Consider the following 19,670-nt stretch of genomic DNA (forward strand, 5'->3'; position numbering starts at 1 on the left):
CCTTCAACCGGCCCAGGATGCCCCGACTTTCAGAAGCCCGAGTTGATCACTCGGCTGTGCCGGCTGCGCGGCTGTGCCGGCTGCGCGGCAACGCCGGCCGTGCGGCAACGCCGGCCGTGCGGCAACGCCGGCCGTGCGGCAACGCCGGCCGTGCGGCAACGCCGGCCGTGCGGCAACGCCGGCCGTGCAGCGGGTGCCGGCTGCGCGGCGGGTGCCGGCTGCGGCCACCCACCGACACGACTCAGCCCGCCGGCCAAGAGCGGCCGACGGGCTGACGGTGGACGTGGTGGTCAGCGACCGGCGGGCTTGAGACCGAGCGGCTTGCCGAGCAGCGACTCACGGCGCAGCGCGAGCCGGTCGGCGATGGTGCCGAGGGCCTGCGCGGCCGGGGACTCCGGCTCGGCCAGCACGATCGGGTTGCCCGCGTCGCCGGCCTCACGGACCCGGGTGTCCAGCGGGATCTGACCGAGCAGCGGCACCTGAGCGCCGATGGTCCGGCTCAGCGACTCGGCGACGGCCGTGCCGCCCCCGGAGCCGAAGATCTCCATCCGGGAGCCGTCCGGAAGTTCCAGCCAGGACATGTTCTCGATGACGCCGACCACCCGCTGGTGGGTCTGCAGGGCGATCGCGCCGGCCCGCTCGGCCACCTCGGCGGCGGCGGTCTGCGGGGTGGTGACGATCAGGATCTCCGAGTTGGGGAGCAACTGGGCCAGCGAGATGGCCACGTCACCCGTGCCCGGGGGAAGGTCGAGCAGGAGCACGTCCAGGTCGCCCCAGTAGACGTCGGCCAGGAACTGCTGCAACGCCCGGTGCAGCATCGGGCCGCGCCACACCACTGCGGCGTTGCCGGAGGTGAACATGCCGATGGAGATCACCTTCACGCCGTGCGCCTGCGGCGGCATGATCATGTCTTCGACCCTGGTGGGCCGGGCCTCCGTGCCGAGCATCCGGGGCACCGAGTGGCCGTAGATGTCCGCGTCGACCACGCCGACGGCGAGTCCACGGGCGGCGAGCGCCGCCGCCAGGTTGACCGTCACGCTGGACTTGCCGACGCCACCCTTGCCGCTGGCCACCGCGTACACGCGGGTGCGCGAGCCGGGCTGGGCGAACGGGATGACCGGCTCCTCGGTGGCGCCCCCGCCGCGCAGCTGCGACTGCAACGACTGCCGCTGCTCGGGGGTCATCACCCCAAAATCGATCTCCACACCGGTCACGCCGGGCACCGCGGCGAGCGCGGTGGTGATGTCCGTACGCAGCTTGTCCTTGAGCGGGCAGCCGGCGACGGTGAGCAGCAGCTCGACGCGTACGACGCCGCTGGCAGCGATCGTGGCGGAGCGGACCATGCCCAGCTCGGTGATGGGCCGGCGGATCTCCGGGTCGTTGACGGTGGCCAGGGCGGCCTGGATCGCGTCCTCGACGGTGCTCACGGGTGCTGACATGCCCGCAATGCTACGTCGCGGGGCATCCGTTGCCGCTGCTGCCCGGGGTGGTGTGAGCCAATCGATGACCCGCGGATCAGCTGTCCGACAGGCGCGGCCCGGTGCCGTCCGGCCGGACGTCCCGGGTGAAGTCGCCGTCCAGGTCGTCGCGCGGTTCGTCCAGGCCGACACCGTCGGTCGGCCGGTGGCTCCGCTTCTCCTGCCGGCTGTCCCGGTCGTGCTGGCGGCGTTCCAGGCGTTGCCGGCGCTGCCCTGCCTCGTCCAGCTCCTCGGCCAGCCGGGTCAGCTCGGAGCGGAGGAAGTCGCGGGTCGCCACCTCACCCAACGCGATCCGCAGTGCCGCGATCTCCCGCGCCAGGTACTCGGTGTCCGCCTTCTGCGCGGTGGCTCGCCGCCGGTCCTCCTCCAGGGCCACCCGGTCCCGGTCGGCCTGCCGGTTCTGCGCCAGCAGGATCAGCGGCGCCGCGTAGCTGGCCTGCAACGACAGCACCAGGGTCAGGAACGTGAAGGTGTACGGGTCGAAGCGCAGGTCCGCCGGGGCCAACGTGTTCCAGACGAACCAGATCGTGATCACCACCGTCATGACGACGATGAAGTTCGCGGTGCCCATGCCCCGGGCGATGCCCTCCGACCACCTGCCGAACGCCTCCGCGTCGAACCGGGGCAGCTTGATGCCCCGTGGCTCACGCGGTTGGTCGAGGCGTTCGTTACGCCGCCGCTCAGCCATCCGCGCCGTCCAGCGTCGCGTCGGTGGTGCCCGGGGCGGCCAGGGCGTCGCGGTCCCGCCAGTCCCGGGGGAGCGAGTGGTCCAGCACGTCGTCCACTGTCACGGCGCCGACCAGCCGGTTGCTCCGGTCGATCACCGGCATGGCGACGAGGTCGTAGGTGGCCATCCGACGGGTGATCTCCGGCAGCGGGGTGGTCGGGCGCAGTGGGTCGATGTCGTTGACCACCACCTTGCCCAGCAGGTCGGCCGGCGGTTCGCGGAGCAGTGCCTGGAAGTGCACCATGCCCAGGTAGCGACCGGTCGGGGTGTTCTGTGGCGCCCGGGTCACGAAGACCTGCGCGGCGACGGCGGGGGAGAGCTGTGGCTCCCGGATCCGGGCCAGCGCCTCGGCGACGGTGGCGTCCGGCGGGAGGATGACCGGCTCCGAGGTCATCACACTGCCCGCCGTGCCGGGGGTGTACTTCAGGAGCTGACGTACCGGGTCGGCCTCGTCCGGCTCCATCAGGTCCAGCAGCACGTCCTGCTCCGGTGGGGGCAGCTCGTTGAGCAGGTCCGCCGCGTCGTCCGGGTCCATTTCCTCCAGTACGTCCGCGGCCCGTTCCCGGTCCAGTGCGGCGAGGATCTCCACCTGGTCGTGCTCCGGCAGCTCGCTGAGCACGTCGGCCAGCCGCTCGTCGTCCAGCGCGGCAGCCACCTCGTTACGCCGCGCGTCGGGCAGGTCCTGGAGCGCGTTGGCCAGGTCGGCGGGGCGCATGTCCTCCAGGACGGCGAGCAGGTTGGCCGTACCCCGGTTGTCGGCGATGCCGCTGAGCCCGCGCACCCGGTCCCACTCGACCTGGTGCAGGTGGCCGCGGCGGCTGAGCCGACCGGTCTGCTCCCGTACGGCGACGCGGGTCAACGACCACTCACCGCCCCGGGTGCACTCCATCGCGACGTCCACGACCGCGCCGGGCTGGCCGCCCGGGTCGAGCTGCACCCGCCGGTCGAGGAGTTCCTGCAGGACCAGCAGCTCGTTCGGGCGCTTCTCGAAGCGGCGCAGGTTGAGGGTGCCGGAGCCGAGCACGACGGCGTCCGCGTCGATGGAGGTGATCCGGTTGATGGACAGGAAGATCCGGCGACGCATCGGCATCTCGGCGACGAGACCCACCACCTCCGGGGGTCGTTTGGTGGCCCGCAGCCGGGCCACGGCGTCACGGACCCGCCCCACCTGGTCACCGTTCGGGTCGAAGACGGCGACTCCGGCGAGACGGGCGATGTAGACCCGGGTCGGCGTGCTCACGGGCACCAGCCTAAGCGCCTAGTGTTTATCAACATGTCGACCTTGGCCTACGAGATCGTGGACGTCTTCACCGACCGCCCCTTCGCCGGCAACCCGCTGGCCGTGGTGTTCGGCGCGGAGGCGCTGGCCACCGGGCAGATGCAGGCGCTCGCGCTGGAGTTCAACCTGTCCGAGACGGTGTTCGTGCTGCCACCGACCCAGGTCGGTGCCACCTACCGGGCCAGGATCTTCACGCCGCTCGAGGAGTTGCCGTTCGCGGGGCACCCGAGCGTCGGCGCGGCGGTCACCGCGAGCCGGCGGGGCATGTTCGGTGTGGGGCAGGTCACCCAGGAGTGCCATGCCGGGGTGCTGCCGATCGAGGTGACCGCGACCGGGGCGACGCTGACCGGTGGTACCCCGACCCTCGGCCCGGAGTTGGACCCGGAGCCGTTGCTGGAGATCGCCGGGTTGGCCGCGGACGACCACGTCGGTCCCGCCCCCCGCGTCGCGGGCTGCGGGCTGGAGTTCCCGTACCTGCCGGTGCGTCCGGAGTCGGTGGCCCGCGCGCGGGTCAACGCGGCGGCGGCGCAGCGGTACGGGGTGTCGCACGTCAGCGTCTTCTCCTGGGACGCCGCCGCGCAAACCGCGCACGCGCGGGTGTTCGTGCCGGGGATGGGTGTCCCGGAGGACCCGGCGACCGGCTCGGCGGCGCTCGGCCTCGGCGTCTGGCTGGTGGCGACCGGGCTGCTGCCCGGTGTGGGGCTGTCGGAGTACGCGGTGCGTCAGGGTGTGGAGATGAACCGCCCGTCCGCGCTGGCCTGCACGGTCACCGCGGTGGACGGGGTGGCGGTCGGTGCGACGGTCGCCGGTCAGGTGATGCCGGTGGCCCGGGGCGAGATCACCGTCCCGCCCTTCGTGGGTTGAGCTGAGGTGCCGATGCGGGAGGATGCGGGTGTGACGGACGAGAACGCCCCCGGGGGCACACCGCTTGTCGACGAGGCGATGAAGAAGGCCGCCGTGGCCTGGGTCAGCGTGTCCGGCGGGCCGGCGCTCGCCCTCTGGTGCGCCCCACTGGAGGGCGCGTTGCTGGTGGTCTCCGGGCCGGGCGAGCAGGCCGCGCCGGGGCTGGCCGACGCGACGGAGGCGCAGGTCACCCTGCGCGGCGATCACGGCGGTCGGATCGTCACCTGGCCGGCCCGGGTGAGCCGGGTGCTGCCGGGCACCGAGGCGTGGGACACCGCCGCGCCGCTGGTCGCGGCGAAGCGCCTCAACGCGCCGGGTCCGACCGCCGACCTGGTGGCCCGCTGGGCATCCGACGGGTGCGCGGTGAACCGGCTCGCCCCGACCGGTACGTCGCTGGCCGGCGCGGACCTGCCCGCCGACGCGCAGGCCGAGCCACCCCGGCCCACCCCGGCGGTCCGGGCCACCCGCAAACCGTTCCGCCTGCACCGGGTCCGTCGCCGCTGACGGCGACGGCCCACGGGAGGGCCGTTGCCGCTGCTGGGGTCAGCCGGCCGGGACCACGTCGACGTAGCTGTCGACGAGGGTGAGCACCTCACCCAGGGCGCCGAGCGTGGGGCCTCGCCAGTCCAGGTCGGCGTTGAACACCATGTGTGTGGCCAGGTCCGGCGCGGCGAGTCGGACGGCGGTCATCCCGGCCCGCTCGGCGCCGGTCAGCTCCTGGCTGCCGCCGTCACCGACGTAGAGGCAGTCGGCCGGTGCCAGCCCGAGCCGCTGGCAGGCGGTCAGGTAGAGCACCGGATCCGGCTTGCATCGCCCGACCTGCACCGAGTAGACCCGTACGTCGAGCAGTGGGGCGACCGCGAGTTGGGGCAGGAAGGCCGGCAGTTCGTGCGTGCAGTCGCTGATCACGCCGGTCCGCAGGCCGCGTTGGCGCAGGGCCGCCAGGACGGGCACGGCCTCGACCCGCAGCCAGGTGTCCGCGCGGACCGCCCGGTGCCGGGACGCCACCGCCGCCCGCACCGCATGGTCGCTGGGGTGTACGCCGGCCTGGGCGCACACCCAACGCAGGGTCGCCTCCGCGTCGCCCAGCCGACCGCTGGCCCGCTCGTAGTAGGTGCGGTTCAGCACCTCGGTCAGGACCTCGGTGGGACACCCGAGCAGCTCGGCGGTGCCGACGTGCGCGACGCCACGCTGCACCGAACGGGTCAGGGTGCCGAAGAAGTCGAACAGGACCGCCTGGTAGCTGGGCATGGCAGACGCCTCCGGGCGGTCGAGGGTCGCCGACGCGAACCCGCGTGATCGTAACGGAGTGCTGACGGTCCGTGTTGTCCGTCACACGTGTGAGGATTACGTCCCGTGTCCCCACCTCCGCACCGTCCGTCCCCGGACCTGGCGACCACCGGCGCGGTCGGCCTGGCCGTGGTCGCCGTGTCGTCGTCCGCGCCGCTGATCGCGTACGCGGCCGCTCCCGCGCTGGCCATCGCGTTCTGGCGCAACCTGCTCGCGGTGGCCGTGCTGAGCCCCTTCTCGCTGGCCCGGCGCCGCGCCGAGTTCCGCAGGCTGACCGTGGGGGCGGGGCGTCGGGAGGGCCTGTTCTGCGTCCTGGCCGGGGTCGCGCTCGCCGGGCACTTCGCCACCTGGGTGCCGAGCGCCCAGCTCACCTCGGTCGCCACGTCCACCGCCCTGGTCGCCACGCAGCCGGTCTGGCAGGGGCTGATCGCCCGCGCCCAGGGGCGGCGGTTGCCCCGGGTGGTGTGGATCGGTATCGCGGTGGCGGTCGGCGGCGCGGCGATCACCACCGGGACGGACGTGGGTGTCTCCGGTGCGGCCGTCCTCGGTGACGTGCTGGCGCTGACCGGCGGCGTGTTCGCGGCCGGCTACACCGCCTTCGGCGAGCGGGCCCGCGCCAGCATCAGCACCACCACCTACACCACCATCTGCTACGGGATCTGCGCGCTGATCCTGCTGCTGGTGTGCCTGGTCGGCGGCGTACGGCTGACCGGGTTCGACGGGCACACCTGGCTGGCCATCCTGGCCCTGGTGGCCGGCGCCCAGCTGCTCGGGCACTCGATGTTCAACTACGCCCTGCGGAAGATCTCGGCGACCACGGTGAGCGTGCTGATCCTGCTGGAAGCCCCCGGCGCGGCCCTGCTCGGCTGGGCGTGGCTGGGGCAGCTTCCCCGCCCGTACGCGCTTGTCGGGATGGCGCTGCTGCTGTTCGGGGTGGCGGTGGTGGTGCTCGGCGGTGGTCGGGCCGCTCGCCGGGTCGCGCCGACCGCGCTGCCGACCGACCCGACCCCGCTGGCCGACTGATCGCGCGACACGGCGCGGCGACGAGGTGAGGAACATGGACACCGGTTCCCTCCGCAGGGTGCCCGCCCGGCGTCTATCCGGGTGAGGAGGGCGATCCGTTGACGACTGAGGACCGCACCCGGGACGGCTTCGTCGATTTCGTCCGGGCCGAGACCGCCGGGCTGACCCGGTTCGCGTACCTGCTGACCGGCGATCGGCACCACGCCGAGGACCTGGTCCAGGTTGCGCTGGCCCGGGTCGCCGTGCGCTGGGAGCGGATCGAGGACCCACCCGCGTACCTGCGTCGGGTGCTCTGCACCCAGGCCGCCAGTTGGTGGCGCTGGCGGCGGGCTCGCCCGGCGGAGCGGCTGGGCGGGGCGCTGCCGGAACGATCCGGTCCGGGTGACGACGCCGATCTGCGGTTGGTGCTGTCGGCGGCGTTGGCCCGGCTGACCGTGCGGCAGCGCGCCGTCCTCGTGCTGCGCTACTACGAGGACCGCACCGAGACGGAGACTGCGGAACTGCTCGGCTGCCGGGTCGGCACCGTGAAGAGTCAGACCCGCCACGCTCTCGGCCGACTCCGCGTCCTCGCCCCCGAACTGGCCGAACTTGTCGGCCGTGACCCGCAGGAGGTGGCCAGGTGACCGCCCGACTCTCCGCGGCGCTGCGCCGCCTCGCCGACGACGTGCCGCCGGCACGCGTACCGGAGGGGCTCTTCGACGCGGCGCGGACCCGGCACCGCCGTCGCCGGGCCGTCGTCGCCGGCGCGCTCGCCGTCCTGGTCCTACTTCTCGGCACCGGGTACGCGCTGCACCCGGTGGCCCTGCCGCTGCCCGCGGGCCCGCGGCACGAGACCCCGGGCCTGCCCACCAGGCTCGTCGACCCGCCGCTGCGGACCGCCTCGGTCGGCTACTCGGCACCTGGCGTGGCGGCGATGCTCTTCGGTGGTCCCGCCGTGCGCACCAACTGGTTCGAGACCCGGATGGGTGTGGTGGCCGCCGACGACGACCGCTACCGCGTGCTGAACGGCGATCCGGCCGTCGCGGGTTTCGAGGCGACGCTCTCCCCGGACGGCCGGTACGTCTGGGTGGGCGATTCCCTCCTCGACCTGACGTCCGGGAAGACCACCCCGGATCGCCCGAACGGCTACCCGCTCGCCTTCGCGCCGAACGGGAAACGGTTGGTCTACGCCGACGACGACACCACGTTCACGTCCCCGAACACCTACGCCACCCCCTACGTGGGGGTCTACGACCGGGATCGGGGGACGGACGTGCTGCGGGTGTCGGTCTACACCACCTGGGTCCCGCCGGGGCGTACGGCCGCGCTGTCGTCGGACGGCGGCGATCTCGCCCTCCAGATCCGCGACGAGGTCTGGCTGACCCGGGTGGGCGACGCGGGCGCGGATCTGGTCGCCAAGCCGTACCGGAAGCTCCCGCTGGCGGGCGGGCGGCTCGCCGGGGCCGGGTCGTGGCTGCCGGACGGCCGTTCGGTGGCTGTCCTCGACCGGTCCACCTGTACCGACTGCCCGGTTCCGTCCTACCGGAGAACCTGGACGCTGTCGGCGCGGTCCGCGGCCGACGGCACCCCGCTGGCCGGCGCCGCGTTCCCGCCGTTGCGCTCCCGCTCGTTCGTGCACCTGCTCGGCTGGCGCTCGGCGGACGAGGCGGTCGCGTTGGTCGGTGTGCCGGGTCCGGCGGCGGTGGACAGCCCGGAGGAGCACGACATCGCCTGGGGGCCGTATCACGAGGTCGGCACGGAGGCGGTGGAACTGGTGGCGCTACGTCGCGGGGCGATCGCGCCGGAGGTGCTCTTCCGGACGCCGGAGGGCATCACCGACCTGTCGGTCGCCGCCGACCTCGCGATCCGCGGCGCGGTACGCGAGTCCGGCCGCCCCCACTACGGGCCGCCGCCGTTCTGGGCGCTCGCCGTGGGGTTCGTCCTGGCGGTTCTCGTCATCCGGGCCGTGCTGCGCCGCTGGCGCGGCCCGCGAGGGCTCGGACCTAAACCTCGTGCACCTCGATGACCCGGGTGGTCGGCGCGGTGTCACCGAGTGCGGCGCGCAGCGCGGCCCGCTCCGGGTCGACGAGGAACGACTCGTAACCGGCCCGCCCGTCGAAGCGGATCACGTGCACCTCGGTCTGCCCGTCGGTGCCGCGCAGCCGCCGGTCCAGGTGGCCGCCGTGCCGCCCGAGCAGGGCCAGCACCGCGTCCTCGTAGCGCTGCCCGGTGGCCTCGGCCCCGGCGGGAAACTCGACGAGCGCGACGAGCGTCAGCATGCCGGCCACGCTAGTCGAGACCGACGGCCTTGGCGCTGGCCTCCCACAGTCGGGCGGCCAGTTGTGGATCAGCTGCTTTCCGGTACGGGCCACGCAGGCGACGGTCGACGTAGTAGGCGCCGTCGACGAGTCGGGAGCGGTCCTGACTGGCCAGCCAGACCAGGGTTTCGGCGGCCTTCTCCGGGCTGCGGATCGGAATGACCCGCATGCCGAACGCCACCAACCTGCTGTCGTTCGCGAACCGGGTGCGCACCACCCCGGGGTGGAAGCTGTACGCCGGAATGTCCGGCCAGCGCCGCACCGCCTCGGCGGCGAACAGGACGTTCGCCTGCTTGCTGGTGCCGTACGCGCCCGTCGAGCGGTAGCCGCGCAGCGGGGCGTTCAGGTCGTCCGGGTCGAGCTTTCCGAATCGGTGTGCGCCGGAGGCGGTCACCACGATCCGGCCCAGCCGGTCGGCGAGCAGGTTGGTCAGCAGGAACGGGGCAAGGTGGTTGGCCTGGATCGACATCTCGAAGCCGTCGACGGTGCGCAGGGGTTGCAACGCGATCGCGCCGGCGTTGTTGGCGAGCACGTCGATCCGGTCGTACGCGGCCCGGATTTTCTCGGCCAGTCGGCGCACGTCGTCGAGGCTGGCGAAGTCGGCCCGGAACAGCTCCGGACGCTCACCGGAGGCCTCCCGTACCCGAACGGCTGCGGCCTGCAGGCGGGCCGGGTCCCGCCCGACCAACACCACCCGGTCACCCCGGCACGCCAGGTCCACGGCGGCGGCCAGGCCGATGCCGGAGCTGGCCCCGGTCACCACCACCAGTCGACGCCCAGTGAGATCTTCCACAGGTCCATTCACCCCGGTCATGGCGCGAGGTTACCGTGGCGTCACAAGGCCCTTTAGGAACGTTAAGTTTTCGTGGGTGGCGTCGGCATGCCGCCGGACGCTGGAAGGAGCGCATCCAATGGCCGCAGTCGGTCGTCCCCGCCGGTCGTGCCTCGCCGTGCCGGGTTCCAGCGTCAAGATGCTCGGCAAGGCACAGGGACTGCCGGCCGACCAGGTCTTCCTGGACCTGGAGGACGCCGTCGCCCCACTGGCCAAGCCGGACGCGCGCAAGAACATCGTGGCCGCGCTCAACGAGGGCGACTGGGCCGGCAAGACCCGGGTCGTGCGGGTCAACGACCTGACCACCCCGTGGACCTACCGCGACGTCATCGAGGTCGTCGAGGGCGCCGGCGCGAACCTGGACTGCCTCATGCTGCCGAAGGTGCAGACCGCCGAGCAGGTGCACTGGCTGGACCTGCTGCTCACCCAGATCGAGAAGACGCTCGGCCTGGAGGTCGGCCGGATCGGCATCGAGGCGCAGATCGAGAACGCCGCCGGTCTGGTCAACGTGGACGCGATCGCCGCCGCCTCGCCGCGCGTGGAGACCATCATCTTCGGCCCGGCCGACTTCATGGCGTCCATCAACATGAAGTCGATGGTGGTCGGCGGCCTGATCCCCGACTATCCGGGCGACCCGTACCACTACATCCTGATGCGGATCCTGATGGCCGCCCGGATGCACGACAAGCAGGCCATCGACGGTCCCTTCCTGCAGATCCGGGACGTCGACGCGTTCCGCGCGGTGGCCAAGCGCTCGGCGGCGCTGGGCTTCGACGGCAAGTGGGTGCTGCACCCGGGTCAGATCGACGCCGCCAACGAGGTCTACCAGCCGGCGCAGGCCGACTACGACCACGCCGAGCTGATCCTCGACGCGTACGACCACTACACCTCGGAGGCCGGCGGCAAGCTGGGCGCGGTGATGCTCGGCGACGAGATGATCGACGAGGCCTCCCGCAAGATGGCGCTCGTGATCGCCGCCAAGGGCCGGGCCGCCGGGATGAGCCGTACCTCGTCGTTCACCCCACCGGCCGAGTGACCGGTCGGGCCGGGACGACCGCCGCCGGCTGTCGGTCCGGCTCGACAGTCGGCGGTACGTCGACCCCACCCGTTGGTCAGTAGCTGCTGTCGTTGCCTGCGCCCGTGGTGATCGCGAAGATGATCGCGCCAACGTAGAAGAGGATCAGCAGCCCGAGCAGCCCGGTGAGGATCCACCCGACGATGATGGCGGCCTTCGCCATCCCCGCACCGCCCTCGCCGCTGAGCCGGATCTGTTTCTGCGCCACGTGCCCGAGGATCGCGCCGACCGGCGCGGTGATGCAGGACGCGATGCCGACGAGCGCGAGCACCAGCGCCGCGATCGCCATCCCGTTGGTCTTCTGCGGGTAGCCGTAGCCGGGGTACTGCGGGGGATAAGCGGGCGGGCCGTAGGCGGGGGGTGCGTAACCCTTCATCGGCTCACCGAACGGCGGCTGGCCCCCGGCATACGGGTCGACCGGCGCGTACGGGTCGGCGGGGCCGGGTTGGGCGGGCACCGGCTGACCGGCCACGAGGGTCGGATCCGGTGCGTGGCTCGACGGCTGAGCCGACCACGTGGGGTCGGACCAGTTGCCGGGCGGCGGGGGATTGGTCATGCGAGCTCTCTCCGTCAGGTCGGGTGCGCCGTCAGGGTAGCCAGGGGTGACCAAACCCGTTGCCCCCACTACCGGGTGCCGCGTTGCTCGGACCGGTCCTAACGGGCAGGATCCTGGCATGGCATTCGACGCGCGCGCCGCGGACCGTTCCGGCAGCCGACCCAGACGGGACGTCAGCCGCCCGGGTGGAGCCCGACGCGCCCGCGCGGCCACGCCGGCGGGCAGCCCCGGCCCGGATGAGCCGGTCGCGCTCGCCGACCCGGTGACCATGCGCCTCGACGGGCGGGTCGCCCTGGTGACGGGGGCGGGCAGCCCGGACGGCATCGGGTACGCCACCGCCCGGCGGCTCGCCGACCTGGGCGCGCGCGTGGCAATCGTCTCCACCACCCGGCGCATCCACGAGCGGGCGACCGAGCTGGGGGTGACCGGCTTCGTCGCTGACCTCACCGACGAGTCCGAGGTCGGCGCGCTGGCCGACGCGGTCGCCGAGCAGTTGGGCGACGTCGAGGTGCTGGTCAACAACGCCGGCCTGGCCAGTCGAGCCAGCCAGGGGGTGCTGCGGCCGGTCGCGCAGCTGACCTACGACGAGTGGCGCGGCGAGATCGACCGCAACCTGTCCACCGCGTTCCTGTGCAGTCGGGCGTTCATCGGTGGGATGGCCGAGCGGGGCTGGGGCCGGATCGTCAACCTGTCGGCCACGGCCGGCCCGGTCAACGCCCTGCCCACCGAGGCCGCGTACGCGGCCGCGAAGGCCGGGGTCGTCGGGCTGACCCGGGCGCTGGCCATGGAGATGATCGCGGACGGCGTGACCGTGAACGCGGTGGCGCCCGGCACCATCTACACCGCGGCGTCCACGATGGCCGAGATCAAGCAGGGGCTGGGCACGCCGGTGGGCCGACCGGGTACTCCGGACGAGGTCGCCGCCGCGATCAGCTTCCTCTGCTCGCCGGCCGCCTCGTACATCACCGGTCAGATGCTCGTGGTGGACGGCGGCAACAGCGTCCGCGAGGCCCGGTTCCGCTGACCGGCGTCGCGGGTCAGTATCCGCCGTTGTCGCCGTTGTTGCCGAGAGCCACCAGGGCCAGCCAGCCACAGCAGGCCAGCACGGTGAGCCCGGTGAACACGTACCCGAGGATCAGCCCCCAGGTGGCGAGCTGGTCGCCCTCCTCGCCGCTGGTGCGGATCTGCCGCTTCGCGACGTGACCGAGCACGGCGCCGGCCGGTGGAAAGACGAAGGCGAAGACCAGCGACAGGATCGCCAGCACGTTGGTGCCCCGGCCTGGTCCGGACGGCGGCGGGCCGTACTGGGCGTAGGGACCCTGCGGGGGGTACGGCGGCTGCTGACTCCAGTGCCCCGACTGGTGTGGCCCCTGCTGCCCGTACGGCGATGGTTCGTCGGCTGGCGGCCCGTACGGTGAGCGTTCCGTCGGCAGCTCGAACGCCGGCTGGTCCGGCTGTGGCGCGTACGGCGACTGGCCGGCCGGCGGCGGCGCGTACGGCGACTGGTCCCGGGGTGGCTCGTAGGGTGACGGCGGTTGCTCGTCTGCTGGTGGTCCCGACGGCGGCGGGTGGCTCACGCGCTGTCCTCCTCCTGCCGGTGCCGGAAAAGTCCCTCTTGCCGGACGCTACCCGTAGCGGTGAACCTTTTCACAGCGGTTGTGTGGACTGGTCACCTTGGCCTCGTCGGTCCGGGAGGCCGATACTGACCCAGCGTTCAGTTACCCACGAGTAGTGCGCGGATCCCCGGAGGCTGAGATGGCCCGACTCGCCCAGACGCCCGGCCTGACCGATGTGCAGACGTCGATCCTGGAGACCGTCCGGGACTTCGCCGACAAGGAGATCATCCCGCACGCGCAGCGGCTGGAGCACGCCGACGAGTACCCGACCGACATCCTCGACGGCATGCGCGAGATGGGGCTGTTCGGCCTCACCATCGACGAGGAGTACGGCGGGCTCGGCGAGTCACTGCTCACCTACGCGCTGGTGGTGGAGCAGTTGTCCCGGGGCTGGATGTCGATCTCCGGCATCGTCAACACCCACTTCATCGTGGCGTACCTGATCTCCCAGCACGGCTCCGCCGAGCAGAAGGCCCGCCTGCTGCCGAGGATGGCCACCGGCGAGGTGCGCGGCGCGTTCTCCATGTCCGAGCCGGAGACCGGCTCCGACGTCTCGGCGATCAAGTCCCGCGCCGTCCGGGAGGGCGACAACTACGTGCTCAACGGCCAGAAGATGTGGCTGACCAACGGGGCGTACTCGTCGGTGGTGGCCACCCTGGTCAAGACCGACACCGGCGCGGACTCCGTCTACGGCAACATGAGCACGTTCCTGCTGGAGAAGGAGCCGGGCTTCGGCGAGACCGCCCCCGGCCTCACCATCCCCGGCAAGATCGAGAAGATGGGTTACAAGGGCGTCGAGACCACCGAGATGATCCTCGACGGGGTGACCGTGCCCGACTCCGCGATCCTCGGCGGCGCCGACCAGGTCGGCCGAGGCTTCTACCAGATGATGGACGGCATCGAGGTGGGCCGGGTCAACGTGGCCGCCCGCGCCTGCGGCATCTCCATCCGCGCCTTCGAACTGGCGGTCAGCTACGCCCAGCAGCGCAAGACGTTCGGCCAGCCGCTCGCCAAGCACCAGGCGATCGCCTTCAAGCTCGCCGAGATGGGCACGAAGATCGAGGCCGCGCACGCCCTCATGGTCAACGCCGCCCGGCTGAAGGACGCCGGCCAGCGCAACGACGTCGAGGCCGGGATGGCCAAGCTGCTCGCCTCCGAATACTGCGCCGAGGTCGTCCAGGAGGCGTTCCGCATCCACGGCGGCTACGGCTACTCCAAGGAGTACGAGATCGAGCGGCTGATGCGGGAGGCCCCGTTCCTGCTGATCGGCGAGGGCACCTCGGAGATCCAGAAGACCATCATCTCCCGCGGCCTGCTCAGGGAGTACAAGCTCTGACCCCAGGTGAGTCAGGTCAGGCGGGTCAGGTTGGCGGCGGCTCGTTCGACGATCAGGCACCGGTCCTCGACGTAGTCCATGCCCGACTCCTCGGCGATCTGCCGCGCCTCGGCCGAGACGATGCCCAGTTGCAGCCAGACCGCCGGGGCGCCGATCGCCGCCGCGTCCCGGACCACCTGTACGGCGTCGGCCGCCGGCCGGAACACGTCCACCAGGTCGACCGGGTGCGGGATGTCGGCAAGCGACTTGTACGCCCGCTCCCCGAACAGTTCGTCGACCGTCGGGTTGACCGGGATGATGCGCCAGCCGTAGCGCTGCATCTGCAACGGCACGCCGTGTGCGGCCTTCAACGGGTCGCGGGACGCGCCCACGACGGCGATCACGGCGGAGTCGGCGAGGATCTGCGAAGCGGTACGCACCCGCCGACTGTAGCTCTGTCCGGGACGGGTCGGTCCCCACTCAAGACGGGGCTGGGTCGCAGCGAAGGGCGCTCGCTCTCCGCGTGGCTGCCCGGCAGGTCGATGTGCTGTTGAGCGGTATACCTGTGAGTCATATCTATGACTCACAGGTATACCGGTCACTACCGCATCCGTCCCCGAAGGGTGACCGACAGTCATCGCTGGCCGCCGGATGCGCCCTGCCGGCCCGGCCAGGGTCAGGAATTCCTTGTCTAGAGCAGGGTGAGCTGTTCGGAGGCCGGCGCTGCGGGCGGCTCGGGCAGGCTGCGGTTGTCGCCCCGCTCCCCGCGGTGCAGCCCGTGCCGGCGGGACGCGATCCGCACCCGCGCGGTCAACTCCCGCTGGTACGCCTGCGGGGCGTAGGCACCGGCCCGGTAGAGCTCGCGATAGCGGGGCACGAGGTGCGGGTGCTCCCGGGCGAGCCACTGCGCATACCACTCCCGGGCACCGGAACGCAGGTGCAGGGGCAGGGCGGTCACGCTCGTCGCGCCGGCCGCGGCGATCGCCGACACGGTGGCGTCGATCGACTCGTCGCTGTCGCTGAGGCCGGGCAGGATCGGGGCCATCAGCACCCCGACGGAGAAGCCGGCGTCGGTGAGCGCCCGGACGGCGTCCAGCCGGCGGCGAGGACTCGGCGTGCCCGGCTCGACGGAACGCCAGAGCTGCTCGTCGACGAACCCCACCGAGAAGGAGATGCCCACGGTGGTGACCTCGGCGGCCTGCCGCAGCAGGGGCAGGTCGCGAAGGATCAGCGTGCCCTTGGTGAGGATCGAGAACGGGTTGGCGAAGTCCCGCAGGGCCGCGATGATCTGCGGCATCAGCCGGTAGCGCCCCTCGGCCCGTTGGTAGCAGTCGACGTTGGTGCCCATCGCCACGTGCGCACCCCGCCACTTCGGCGCGGCCAGCTCCCGCCGGACCAACTCACCGGCGTTGACCTTGACGATCACCTTCCGGTCGAAGTCCGCACCGGCGTCGAGATCGAGGTAGGTGTGCGTGCTTCTCGCATAGCAGTAGCGGCATGCATGAGAACAGCCTCGGTACGGGTTGATGGTCCACTCGAACGGGACGCGGGACTGCCCGGGCAACCGGTTGAGGATCGACTTGGCCTGCACCTCGTAGAAGGTCATCCCGGCGAACTCAGGCGTGTCGAAGGTGCGGGCGATGGCGCCGGGCAGCGCCAGCGGCAGGGGTGGTGTCGCTGGCGCTGCCCGCTCGGGGTCTCCCTCAACCGGGGGAGCGGTGAGGTTGTCCCAGCGCATGGCCAATATTCGAACACGCGTACGAGTGGAGTGCAAGTGACCCGCCGTACACCGGTGGTCGTTCGGGTGGTCGGAGAGGGGAGGATGGAGGGTATGGAGACGTCGACCTTCGTCTACGACGGGGACTGCGCGTTCTGCACGCAGTGCGCCGAGTTCATCGCTCGCCGGATTCCCACGGGCGCGCGGGTGGTGCCCTGGCAGTTCTCCGACCTGGACGCGCTCGGTCTCACCGTGGCCGAGTGCGAGGAGGCCGTGCAGTGGGTGGGGGCGGACGGCGTACGTGCCGCCGGTCCGGATGCCATCGCGAAGCTGCTCGCCGACAGCGGCCCGGTCTGGCGGATGGCCGGGGCGGGCCTGCGGTTCCCGCCAGTCCGCGCGGCGGCCTGGCCGGTGTACCGCTGGGTGGCGCGCAACCGGCACCGCCTGCCGGGCGGCACGGCGGCGTGCTCACTGCCGCAGGAGGCGCGCGAGCGGCTCTACGGTCCGGCCGGACGTCCGACCACCGGGGCCTGATCGCCGAGCGGTGTCCGGTCCGTGCCGGCGCTGACCCGATCCTGGTCAGGCGGCGGCGACGCGGTGTCGACGTCCGCCGAAGCTGATTCGGGGGTGTCCCGGCCGGCGAGCCGGCGGGCCCAGACCACCGGGCGGACCCGCTCCAGCGGCAGGAAACTGGTCATCGCGGCCAGGTGCGGCGCGAACGAGATCGTGATGGTCGCGATGGTGACCACGTGGAACGAGTAGAAGAAGCCGACCATGGCGATCCGCCAGCGGGCCGGCAGCAGGAAGACCACCGGGCTGAGCAGCTCGAACGCGACGATGCCGAACTGGGCGACGATCAGCAGGTGCGGCACCTGGGCGATCAGGTCGGCCAGGTCGGTGCCGCGCCGGATGATCGCGCGGGCCAGCACCGAGCCGGTCAGCCAGTCCAGGCCGCCGAAGCGCAGCTTGGCAAAGGCGGCCAGGAAGTACGTGCAGATCACGGCGAGCTGGGTGACGCGCAGCGCCCACCCGCCGGCCTCGGTGCGGGTGGTGTCGCCGTGGCGGGCTCGACCGGCGGTGGGCAGGACGGCCAGTGCGACGAGCAGCCCGATCCGGTCGTGGTCGACCTTCCCGTAGCTCATCGCGATGATCATCCATTCCAGGTACAGCGCGCAGACCGCCCATCCGAGTAGTCGGGGCGCACGCCCGGTCGCGGCGAGGAGCGCGAGTAGCAGCAGCGACCAGAAGATGACCGCCACCAGCGCCGGGGTGGGCGTCGGTAGTGGGAGCAGGCGGCCGACCAGCAGCGGCTGGTACAGCTCGCCGGGCACGCTGACCCGGGTGCGCACCCAGGGGGTGAAGAACACCAGGTCGGCGGCGACGAAGAGGTAGATCACGGTCCGGAACGCGGCGATGCGGCCGCGCGGCACGGCCTCGGTCAGCCAGCGGCTCATCGGGGAGCCTGCCAGCGGACCACGGTCTCGTCGGTGTGCTTGCCGGTCGGCCGGCCGCCACGGATGCCGTGCCAGCGGATGACGATGCGGATCTCGACGAGCGCGGCGGCATCCGGGTGGCGTTCGGCGTACGCGTCGGCGACCTCGGCGAGCAGAGCCGGGTCGGCGGCGTACCGGTCCTGTTGCCCCTCGATCTCGGCGCGGCGGATGCCTGTCGCGTTCTGGTCGAGGTCGACGACGGCGCCCGTGCTGGTCACCCCCTCGACGCGGGTGTCCGGCGCGGGTGCGTTCGGCGGGTTGGAGGTGGAGTACATCCGGAACGGGCCGAACGGGAAGTCGTCGTCGCTGCCCCAGAAGGTGCCGGCCAGCAGCAGGACGAGACCGAGTGCGGTCGCGCCCAGCCGGGTCACGCGCCCGCGGGTGGTCAGGGTCTCCATCAGGTCGTGACGATACGGGATGTACTGGCCGCCTCGGGTCCCTCCGACGGTCAGGTGGGCCTGCCCAGGCAGGTGATCACGGAGGGGGACACGACGAAGGCCGGGCCCCTGCCGGGCCCGGCCTTCGGATGCCGTCGTGGAGACGACTCAGTGCTTGTGCTCGGCCAGCTGCTTACGGACGTCGTCCATGTCCAGTGCCTCGACCTGCTCGATCAGGTTTTCGAGGGCGGACTCCGGAAGGGCGCCCGGCTGGGCGAAGACGATCACGCCGTCGCGGATCGCCATGATCGTCGGGATCGACCGGATGTCGAACTTCGCGCCCAGCTCCTGCTGAGCCTCGGTGTCGACCTTGCCGAAGACGATGTTCTGGTGCTTCTCCGAGGAGCGCTCGTAGACCGGGGCGAACCGCTTGCACGGACCACACCAGTCGGCCCAGAAGTCGACCAGGACGATGCCGTCGTTGCCGGTCACCTCGTCGAAGTTCGCCGAGGTCAGCTCAACGGTTGCCATTGCACTCTCCGATCACCGCGGTTTGTCTACGTCCCGTAGAACCAGGGCTGACCGTATCGAATTCCCGGGCGGTCCGGCCCGAAACGTGCGGGGCCTGCGGGGGGCGCTGCGGCTCATCGACCCACGTCTGTTCATCTCGATCTGCGGAACGCAAATGCATGACGCACTTGCGTGACCTGCGGTGATGGGAGCGTTTCCAGGGAGATCCACCCGTCCGAGCACTACGAATCGGTAACTTGGTGCCTGACGAGGAGGTATCCGGCCTGCGGAGATCGCTGATCAACTCCCGCTCCGTCACCGAGGGTAGTGTTACAAAAAGATAAATGTGACCTCGGTCTCTGTCGGACCTACGCATCCGTAGGGCAGAATTCTCCCCATCAGAGCGTGGGCGGCGGGTGCCGGGGAGGGCCCCGCCGCTCATTGCGTCTCCCCCCGTCTGAGTGACAGGTGTGACATTTCCGCCGTGGTCGCTCCCGGCCGGTTTCCTTAACCACCGGTAAGGCATGCTGTGCCGAACTCCATCGCCTCCCGTCGAAGGGGACCAGGATGCAGTTCGGCCGCTACTACGAGGAGTTCGAGGTCGGCGCGGTCTACCGGCACTGGCCGGGCAAGACCGTGACCGAGTACGACGACCACCTCTTCTGCCTGCTCACCATGAACCACCACCCGCTGCACCTGGACGCGCACTACGCCGCGACAGCCAGCCAGTTCCAGCGCAACGTCGTGGTGGGCAACTACATCTACTCCCTGCTGCTCGGCATGTCGGTGCCGGACGTGAGTGGGAAGGCGATCGCCAACCTCGAGGTCGAGTCGCTGCGGCACGTCGCGCCGACCTTCCACGGCGACACCATCTACGGCGAGACCACCGTGCTGGACAAGCGTGAGTCCGGCTCCAAGCCCGACCGGGGCGTGGTGTCCGTGGAGACCCGCGGCTACAACCAGGACGGCACGATGGTCTGTGTCTTCCGCCGCAAGGTCATGGTCCCCAAGCGTGAGTACGCGGCCACCGCCGTCGGAGAGGGAGTGGATCCGGAGCGGCCCAGCTTCCCCGAGCCACGCTGAGCGACGCGCCGGGCCGACCTCCGCCGCACCCCGGACCAGCTCACCCGCCAGCGGGTTGTGTGGCGAAGGGGCGCTGTCCGGGTCGCGGGGGACATATGC

Annotated in this window: 23 protein-coding genes; 10 read left to right on the top strand and 13 right to left on the bottom strand. The window is 71.6% G+C overall.

What is annotated here, in order from left to right:
- Positions 1 to 290: 290 nt before the first annotated feature.
- The 3 genes from AB0C25_RS01185 to AB0C25_RS01195 all read right to left on the bottom strand — a co-directional run bounded on the left by AB0C25_RS01185 (position 291) and on the right by AB0C25_RS01195 (position 3,445).
- Complete coding sequence (locus AB0C25_RS01185) at positions 291 to 1,439, bottom strand: Mrp/NBP35 family ATP-binding protein (protein WP_357368336.1); 1,149 nt, start codon at positions 1,437 to 1,439, stop codon at positions 291 to 293.
- 76 nt (positions 1,440 to 1,515) lie between these two features.
- Entirely contained in the window at positions 1,516 to 2,166 is a 651-nt protein-coding gene (locus AB0C25_RS01190) for a DUF1003 domain-containing protein (protein ID WP_357368338.1), read from the bottom strand.
- Positions 2,159 to 3,445, bottom strand: coding sequence for a CBS domain-containing protein (locus AB0C25_RS01195; protein ID WP_357241119.1), 1,287 nt, complete (start codon positions 3,443 to 3,445; stop codon positions 2,159 to 2,161). Before AB0C25_RS01195 ends, AB0C25_RS01190 begins: the two co-directional genes overlap by 8 nt.
- A gap of 33 nt (positions 3,446 to 3,478) precedes the next feature.
- Between AB0C25_RS01195 and AB0C25_RS01200 the strand changes: the two genes are divergently transcribed.
- Together AB0C25_RS01200 and AB0C25_RS01205 are read left to right on the top strand one after the other, a co-directional pair.
- On the top strand, positions 3,479 to 4,348 hold the full coding sequence (locus tag AB0C25_RS01200) for a PhzF family phenazine biosynthesis protein (RefSeq protein WP_357368340.1): 870 nt from the start codon (positions 3,479 to 3,481) through the stop codon (positions 4,346 to 4,348).
- Positions 4,349 to 4,360: 12 nt separating this feature from the next.
- Positions 4,361 to 4,891, top strand: a complete 531-nt coding sequence (locus AB0C25_RS01205) for a hypothetical protein (protein ID WP_357368342.1) — start codon at positions 4,361 to 4,363, stop codon at positions 4,889 to 4,891.
- Between the two features lie 39 nt (positions 4,892 to 4,930).
- Here the strand turns inward: AB0C25_RS01205 and AB0C25_RS01210 are convergent, their stop codons facing one another.
- A complete protein-coding gene (locus tag AB0C25_RS01210; RefSeq protein ID WP_357368344.1) occupies positions 4,931 to 5,638 on the bottom strand; it encodes an HAD family hydrolase in 708 nt (235 codons plus the stop codon).
- A 105-nt stretch (positions 5,639 to 5,743) separates the two neighbouring features.
- On the opposite strand from AB0C25_RS01210, the gene AB0C25_RS01215 reads away from it, so the two are divergent.
- The 3 genes from AB0C25_RS01215 to AB0C25_RS01225 all read left to right on the top strand — a co-directional run bounded on the left by AB0C25_RS01215 (position 5,744) and on the right by AB0C25_RS01225 (position 8,705).
- A complete protein-coding gene (locus AB0C25_RS01215) occupies positions 5,744 to 6,700 on the top strand; it encodes a DMT family transporter (protein ID WP_357368346.1) in 957 nt (318 codons plus the stop codon).
- Positions 6,701 to 6,798: 98 nt separating this feature from the next.
- Positions 6,799 to 7,323 (top strand): SigE family RNA polymerase sigma factor, encoded by a 525-nt coding sequence (locus AB0C25_RS01220; protein ID WP_357368348.1) that lies wholly within the window; start codon positions 6,799 to 6,801, stop codon positions 7,321 to 7,323.
- Positions 7,320 to 8,705, top strand: coding sequence for a hypothetical protein (locus AB0C25_RS01225; RefSeq protein ID WP_357368350.1), 1,386 nt, complete (start codon positions 7,320 to 7,322; stop codon positions 8,703 to 8,705). The genes AB0C25_RS01220 and AB0C25_RS01225 overlap by 4 nt, the downstream gene beginning before the upstream one ends.
- Here AB0C25_RS01225 and AB0C25_RS01230 read toward each other — a convergent pair.
- On the bottom strand, positions 8,683 to 8,958 hold the full coding sequence (locus AB0C25_RS01230) for a hypothetical protein (RefSeq protein WP_357368353.1): 276 nt from the start codon (positions 8,956 to 8,958) through the stop codon (positions 8,683 to 8,685). The genes AB0C25_RS01225 and AB0C25_RS01230 overlap by 23 nt on opposite strands.
- Before the next feature lie 10 nt (positions 8,959 to 8,968).
- On the bottom strand, positions 8,969 to 9,790 hold the full coding sequence (locus tag AB0C25_RS01235) for an SDR family NAD(P)-dependent oxidoreductase (RefSeq protein WP_357369008.1): 822 nt from the start codon (positions 9,788 to 9,790) through the stop codon (positions 8,969 to 8,971).
- Between the two features lie 118 nt (positions 9,791 to 9,908).
- Here AB0C25_RS01235 and AB0C25_RS01240 point away from each other — a divergent pair, with 118 nt between their 5' ends.
- Positions 9,909 to 10,865 (top strand): CoA ester lyase, encoded by a 957-nt coding sequence (locus tag AB0C25_RS01240; protein ID WP_357368355.1) that lies wholly within the window; start codon positions 9,909 to 9,911, stop codon positions 10,863 to 10,865.
- Positions 10,866 to 10,941: 76 nt separating this feature from the next.
- Here AB0C25_RS01240 and AB0C25_RS01245 read toward each other — a convergent pair whose 3' ends face one another.
- Entirely contained in the window at positions 10,942 to 11,460 is a 519-nt protein-coding gene (locus AB0C25_RS01245) for a DUF4190 domain-containing protein (RefSeq protein ID WP_357368357.1), read from the bottom strand.
- A gap of 118 nt (positions 11,461 to 11,578) precedes the next feature.
- Here AB0C25_RS01245 and AB0C25_RS01250 point away from each other — a divergent pair, with 118 nt between their 5' ends.
- Positions 11,579 to 12,484: an SDR family NAD(P)-dependent oxidoreductase gene (locus tag AB0C25_RS01250; protein ID WP_357241149.1), complete on the top strand. Its 906-nt coding sequence runs from the start codon at positions 11,579 to 11,581 to the stop codon at positions 12,482 to 12,484.
- A 13-nt stretch (positions 12,485 to 12,497) separates the two neighbouring features.
- Here AB0C25_RS01250 and AB0C25_RS01255 read toward each other — a convergent pair whose 3' ends face one another.
- Positions 12,498 to 13,037, bottom strand: coding sequence for a DUF4190 domain-containing protein (locus tag AB0C25_RS01255; protein WP_357368359.1), 540 nt, complete (start codon positions 13,035 to 13,037; stop codon positions 12,498 to 12,500).
- Positions 13,038 to 13,215: 178 nt separating this feature from the next.
- Between AB0C25_RS01255 and AB0C25_RS01260 the strand changes: the two genes are divergently transcribed.
- On the top strand, positions 13,216 to 14,412 hold the full coding sequence (locus AB0C25_RS01260) for an acyl-CoA dehydrogenase family protein (protein ID WP_357369010.1): 1,197 nt from the start codon (positions 13,216 to 13,218) through the stop codon (positions 14,410 to 14,412).
- A gap of 11 nt (positions 14,413 to 14,423) precedes the next feature.
- Here the strand turns inward: AB0C25_RS01260 and AB0C25_RS01265 are convergent, their stop codons facing one another.
- Together AB0C25_RS01265 and AB0C25_RS01270 are read right to left on the bottom strand one after the other, a co-directional pair.
- A complete protein-coding gene (locus AB0C25_RS01265; protein ID WP_357368361.1) occupies positions 14,424 to 14,831 on the bottom strand; it encodes a CoA-binding protein in 408 nt (135 codons plus the stop codon).
- 251 nt (positions 14,832 to 15,082) lie between these two features.
- Positions 15,083 to 16,129 (bottom strand): Rv2578c family radical SAM protein, encoded by a 1,047-nt coding sequence (locus AB0C25_RS01270; RefSeq protein WP_357368363.1) that lies wholly within the window; start codon positions 16,127 to 16,129, stop codon positions 15,083 to 15,085.
- Positions 16,130 to 16,222: 93 nt separating this feature from the next.
- Between AB0C25_RS01270 and AB0C25_RS01275 the strand changes: the two genes are divergently transcribed.
- Positions 16,223 to 16,642: a DUF393 domain-containing protein gene (locus tag AB0C25_RS01275; protein WP_357241161.1), complete on the top strand. Its 420-nt coding sequence runs from the start codon at positions 16,223 to 16,225 to the stop codon at positions 16,640 to 16,642.
- Here AB0C25_RS01275 and AB0C25_RS01280 read toward each other — a convergent pair.
- The 3 genes from AB0C25_RS01280 to trxA form a co-directional block, all read right to left on the bottom strand.
- On the bottom strand, positions 16,606 to 17,562 hold the full coding sequence (locus AB0C25_RS01280) for an HTTM domain-containing protein (protein ID WP_357368365.1): 957 nt from the start codon (positions 17,560 to 17,562) through the stop codon (positions 16,606 to 16,608). The genes AB0C25_RS01275 and AB0C25_RS01280 overlap by 37 nt on opposite strands.
- Positions 17,559 to 17,999 carry a hypothetical protein gene (locus AB0C25_RS01285; protein ID WP_357368367.1) on the bottom strand — a complete coding sequence of 147 codons (441 nt, stop codon included), beginning with the start codon at positions 17,997 to 17,999 and terminating at the stop codon, positions 17,559 to 17,561. The genes AB0C25_RS01280 and AB0C25_RS01285 overlap by 4 nt, the downstream gene beginning before the upstream one ends.
- Positions 18,000 to 18,146: 147 nt before the next feature.
- Positions 18,147 to 18,509, bottom strand: a complete 363-nt coding sequence (gene trxA / locus AB0C25_RS01290; protein WP_074316526.1) for a thioredoxin — start codon at positions 18,507 to 18,509, stop codon at positions 18,147 to 18,149.
- Positions 18,510 to 19,055: 546 nt separating this feature from the next.
- Here trxA and AB0C25_RS01295 point away from each other — a divergent pair.
- Positions 19,056 to 19,571, top strand: a complete 516-nt coding sequence (locus AB0C25_RS01295; RefSeq protein WP_357368369.1) for a MaoC family dehydratase — start codon at positions 19,056 to 19,058, stop codon at positions 19,569 to 19,571.
- Positions 19,572 to 19,670 lie beyond the last annotated feature (99 nt).

It is taken from the genome of Micromonospora sp. NPDC048839 (assembly GCF_040649915.1).
Classification (GTDB): domain Bacteria; phylum Actinomycetota; class Actinomycetes; order Mycobacteriales; family Micromonosporaceae; genus Micromonospora.